Below are 4,710 nucleotides of genomic sequence, written 5' to 3' on the forward strand. Positions count from 1 at the left end.
TGTCGTCGCGCCGCTTCGGCAGGTTCTGAAACAGACCGATCGCTGCCGCTTCGTTATGGGGCGGGTGCAAGGCGTGGACTGGGATCGCCATGAAGTCATCTGCGATTCGCTTTCGGGCGAACGTCGATTCCCGTTCGATCACCTTGTGCTCGCGTTTGGCTCACGAGCGCGAACCGATTTCGTTCCCGGCCTCGCCGACCATGCGCTGCCACTAAAAACCATTGGCGATGCGCTGGAAATCCGCAATACGACGTTGCGGCGCATCGCGCGGATGGAACTGGAGGCCGACCGGGACGCGCGCGCGCTTCTGGGCAGTTTCATCGTCATCGGCGGCGGATTTTCCGGTGTCGAACTGGGGGCGCTGATCGACTGCCTGGAAAGCATCGGCGGCTATTATCCGCGCGCCGATATGGATTTGATCCGCGTCACCTTGATCCAGGATCGTGAGCGACTTCTGCCTGAACTGCCCGAGAGCCTCGGGGAGGCCGCCGCCAGATCGCTGCGGCGACGCGGCGTCGAACTGAAGCTCGGCGTGCGCGCCGTCGAAGCTTCGGCGTCCTGCGTTGCGCTCGATACGGGCGAGCGGATCGAGGGCGCCAGCGTCATCTCGACCATCGGGACGATGCCGAATCCATTGATCGCCACCATGGGGCTGCCCGTCGAACGTGGCCGTATCGTGGTCAATCCGGATCTTTCGGTGGCAGGGCATCCCGGCGTCTGGGCCCTGGGCGATTGCGCGCTCGCCGTCAACGCCCATGACAGCGCCCCGTGCCCGCCGACGGCTCAATTCGCGGTGCGCCAGGGACGGCATCTGGCGCGTAATCTCCTGCTCAGCCTCGGCGGCAAGCCGACGGAACCGTTTCGTTATCGCGAGCGCGGGTCGCTGGCGACGGTGGGACATTTGAACGGGGTCGCGCGGGTTTTCGGCCTGTCCCTCACCGGTCTTCCCGCCTGGCTGTTGTGGCGGGCGTATTATCTTGCACAAATGCCAACTTTCGGTCGTAAACTCAGGATATTCGCGGAGTGGACTTGGGGCATGTTCTTTCCGGCGGACATCACCCATTTCCGCTTTACCAAGAGTAAGGAATTGTAATCAGGAGGCTTTGTTTTTGGAGCCTTCGAGCCTCCTGCCGTTAATTAGCCTCGTTCGCAGGACAAGCGTCGAAATCGCCAAGCCGGACAGCCCAACGCTCCCGCCTGTCCTATTCGAGGCGGCGATTCATCTTCTGGGAGCCATGGGCGACCGCTTCCGTACGGCGAAGGCGCCGAGGAGTGGCGCAAGTTGGCGAGCGTCATCGCTCCGACGGTGACCGCGCATCCATCCGTCGCAGATGAGATTGCGCCGAAGCCTAGCCGGAACTGGCTCCGCGCCTTTTGAGGCAATAGCCAATCGCTCGTAGGCGGGACGGCGGCAGCAGCAGCGCAAGCCCCCGCAGGGCGAGGAACCATCGGAAAGGGAGATTCTGAAAGCCGAGGCGGCGCGGGCGCGCAAAATCCAACACCAATCAGGATAAAACTAAGAACACCGCTCTCAGTCGGGCTTCTGTTGTCGCCCCTTTCTTAGCGAGTAGCCGATCCTGGATTGTTGTTTGGATCGGATGGGAAAGATGGGCCAATCCCCCGACGGTCCGAGAGATAGCGGCAAGCTATCGAACCCATTGCGAGCCGATATTTCAAATCCACCGGCCCCTATGGCCAAATGGGATTGCAAATGGCTTTGGTGATGAGAGGCCGCGACAATGCAGATCACGATCCGCCCGACCTATGTCGTTGACGCGTTTGAAGCGAAAAGCGACGCACCCCAATGTGTATGGGATTACGAGCGCGCGCGCGCCAGCTTGGGCCGATTCGGCTTTGCTATCGATCCGGAGCGCGGAGGCGAATTTCTCGCATCTGAAATCCTGTCCTCGCTCGATCGCGATCAATGCTATGACGACAATAATCCTTTTGACCGGCTTTTCTTGCGCTCAATCGCCGTAGACGCCTTCAAAAAGGCCGGCCCTCGCGCCACAGTGCGCGCTTCAATAAATTAACAACCGGTGGCGAATTGTTTGGGATAAGTTGCGTTAATTGCTGCCGATTGCGCCGTCCTGACCCAATAGGCGATAGCCTGAAAAATAAGTTCACCCCGGTCTCAGCTGGTCCAGGCCCGTCCTTGCACAGCATGAGGCAGACGCCCGCCACGGACGCACTGGCGGGCGTTTTCTTTTGCAGCATTCGGAAATGGTGAATCATCTCAGACCGAACCTTCCAAACCTGAGACGTACTGGCTGCCGCGGTCGCTGTGGTGCACGAGGCCGCCGCAATGGACGGGCCGGCGGTCGTGCAGGACCTGCTCCCACGCGTCGAGCACAAAGCCCGCAGCGCCGTCCGGCTCGCCCGCCAGTCGACAATCGGGCGGCCTTAGGCGTCGATGATGGCTCCACTTTCTCAGAAGTTGGAGCCTCCGGCAAACTCTGCGCAGTTCATTAGTTGTCGACCGTCTCTTGGCCAATTGCCGATCCTCGAATGTTGTCCCGTCGAAGAAGAGCCAATCTTCTGGCGGTCCGAGCGATAGCTCCAGGCTATCGAACCTATTGTGAGCCGATATTTCAAATCCACCGGATCCTATGGCCAAATGGCTCGCGCAGAAGGGAATTGTCCCAAGCTGCTGAACCATAGAGAGGATCGGAATATGAAAACGCTATTCGCCATCGCCGCGCTTGCCGCCGCGGGACTTGCTTCAAATGGAGCCAATGCCGACTCTGTCCATCGTCACCACCGTGCCGACGCCGGGATCGTGCGCCACACGTCCACGACGACGGCTAATCCGGCCAGCTTCCAGAGCCTTTACCAGGGCGGCAGCGTCGCTAACGACTGCGATGGGCAAAGGGTTTTCGGATTTTGCCCCGTTCGCTGAGACGCGGCGCGGCCGGGGCTCGCTGCGGCTTGTTGCGACAATGCCGGGCGGCTCTGGCCGATGCAGCGATGAACCGCTTCAGCATGGCTTGGATGCGGCTCCGCTACAGTCCGGAAGCGGCGCCGAAACACGCGCGGCGCGTCCGATCACAACCGCCGAGTCAGGCGGCGTGTTCGGCGGCAGCGTCGGGTCGCCTCTCCAGTCGATCCGCGTCGCCTCCTTGACGAGCGCCGCGACCGCAGGCGAATGCGGGCGGCCGCGTATGGTAACGAGGTTAACCTCGCGCCATATTTCCGGATTGATCAGCGGGCGCGTCACAACGCCGGCATTTGAGACACAATTCTCGGGCATGAAGCCGAATCCCTGGCCGGACGCTATCATGGCCAAGACCCAGTCATCGCGTTCACTGCGGAACACGACCTCGCAACTGGCTCCGTGTTCATGGAAAAACCCGCCGACATAGCCTCTGAACTCGCACTTCGCACGGTTGACGTAACTCTCGCCGTCCAAATCGATGACACGAACAGCGTTCCGCATCGCGAGCTTATGCTCAGGATGCAAGACGATCATCATCCTTTCGCAAAATAGCGGCCGCAGGAGGAGTTTGTCCGAGACCTCATCGGCGGGAAGACAGTAAATCGCGACGTCGATTTCGCCGTCGAGAAGTTTGTCGTTGAGTTCGCGCGCGCTTGCGTCGACCATTTCCACCTCTATGCCGGGGTGGCGGGTTCGGATGGCGCCGATCAGACCGACCAGTTCGGCCGGCGCTATTGTGCACATGATGCCGAGTTTGAGATTTAATTTTTTCAGTGTCTTGAAATTATGAGCGATGCGCTTGGCGACGTCTGATTGAACAAAAGCGTCTTGGAGGTGTGGTTGCACGGATCGGCCAAGTTCGGTCAAGTGCGTGTTGGCGCGCTCGCGGTGAAACAGGGCGCCGCCCAATTCTTCCTCCAATAGCTTGATGGCGCGCGTCAATGACGGCTGCGCCACATGGCACCTGTCCGCCGCGCGCGTGAAATTCAGCTCTTCCGCAACGGCGAGGAAGTAACGGATCTGATGCATTTCCATGAGCGTCCCCGACGAAGCCCCGCTTCATAGCGATCGAGGAAAGAGGCGCGCGTAGAAGCTGTGGTTTTAGCTGGCGCTAGCTCGGAAACGCGAACAATGGTCAGGGGTTCCACAAAACAAACTCACAGCCGACCCTCGGCATGCCGGCACTTCGTGCAGTTCAAGGCAGTTTCGTCGGGCGGTTGCGATCTTCCCGCTCATTGTTTGTAACATCCTCCGTCTTCAGGCGAACAGGAAAGTGCGAGACGGGTTTCGCGCTGTAGTCGGAGGCCGGATCGCATGTGGTGGCGGCAGTGGTGCTCGGACAGATGCCGCAAACCGAACGATTTGTCGTCCCCTTTTTGAATGATGAAGGTTGTCCGCCCATGACACTTATCGCGTCCTCGGTGATGAAAACGCTCGATTTCCTGTCGACGCTGTTTGTGTTCGCCTTTTTATGCTGCGTGCTGCTCGCGCTCGGCGTCTTTTTGCTCGACCGGATGCAAAGCCGCGACGCCATTTTACGAAATTACCCGCTCATCGGCCATATGCGGTATGTATTCAGCGCTCTGGGCGAATTCTTCCGGCAATATTTTTTCGCCATGGACCGCGAGGAACTGCCCTTCAACCGCGCCGAGCGCAATTGGGTCGAAAGAGCCTCCAAGGACTGCGACTCCACCGTCGCCTTCGGCTCGACCAAATATATCAAGGAGGCGGGCACCCCGATCTTCGTGAACTGTCCCTATCCGACGCTCGAAAAA

Annotated in this window: 3 protein-coding genes and 2 pseudogenes; 3 read left to right on the forward strand and 2 right to left on the reverse strand. The window is 59.7% G+C overall.

The genetic code is table 11. The features are described 5' to 3' along the window. Positions 1 to 1,093: NAD(P)/FAD-dependent oxidoreductase (locus ACLP2E_RS21020; RefSeq protein WP_442467010.1), on the forward strand; the 1,093-nt coding region annotated here is incomplete at its 5' end. Positions 1,094 to 2,257: 1,164 nt separating this feature from the next. Here the strand turns inward: ACLP2E_RS21020 and ACLP2E_RS21025 are convergent. After that, positions 2,258 to 2,400, reverse strand: a pseudogene (locus tag ACLP2E_RS21025) (IS3 family transposase); the annotation flags it as partial. Between the two features lie 274 nt (positions 2,401 to 2,674). Here ACLP2E_RS21025 and ACLP2E_RS21030 point away from each other — a divergent pair. After that, entirely contained in the window at positions 2,675 to 2,899 is a 225-nt protein-coding gene (locus ACLP2E_RS21030; RefSeq protein ID WP_442467011.1) for a hypothetical protein, read from the forward strand. 78 nt (positions 2,900 to 2,977) lie between these two features. Here ACLP2E_RS21030 and ACLP2E_RS21035 read toward each other — a convergent pair whose 3' ends face one another. After that, positions 2,978 to 3,970, reverse strand: coding sequence for a LysR family transcriptional regulator (locus tag ACLP2E_RS21035; RefSeq protein WP_442467012.1), 993 nt, complete (start codon positions 3,968 to 3,970; stop codon positions 2,978 to 2,980). Positions 3,971 to 4,335: 365 nt separating this feature from the next. Between ACLP2E_RS21035 and ACLP2E_RS21040 the strand changes: the two are divergent. Continuing rightward, positions 4,336 to 4,710: pseudogene (locus ACLP2E_RS21040) on the forward strand (FMN-binding glutamate synthase family protein); the annotation flags it as partial.

The organism is Rhodoblastus sp., from assembly GCF_052145335.1.
Classification (GTDB): domain Bacteria; phylum Pseudomonadota; class Alphaproteobacteria; order Rhizobiales; family Beijerinckiaceae; genus Rhodoblastus.

Coding starts and splice junctions, on each gene's coding strand:
- ACLP2E_RS21030 (WP_442467011.1), top strand. CDS start 2,675: ATGAAAACGCTATTCGCCATCGCCGCGCTTGCCGCCGCGGGACTTGCT.
- ACLP2E_RS21035 (WP_442467012.1), bottom strand. CDS start 3,970: ATGGAAATGCATCAGATCCGTTACTTCCTCGCCGTTGCGGAAGAGCTG.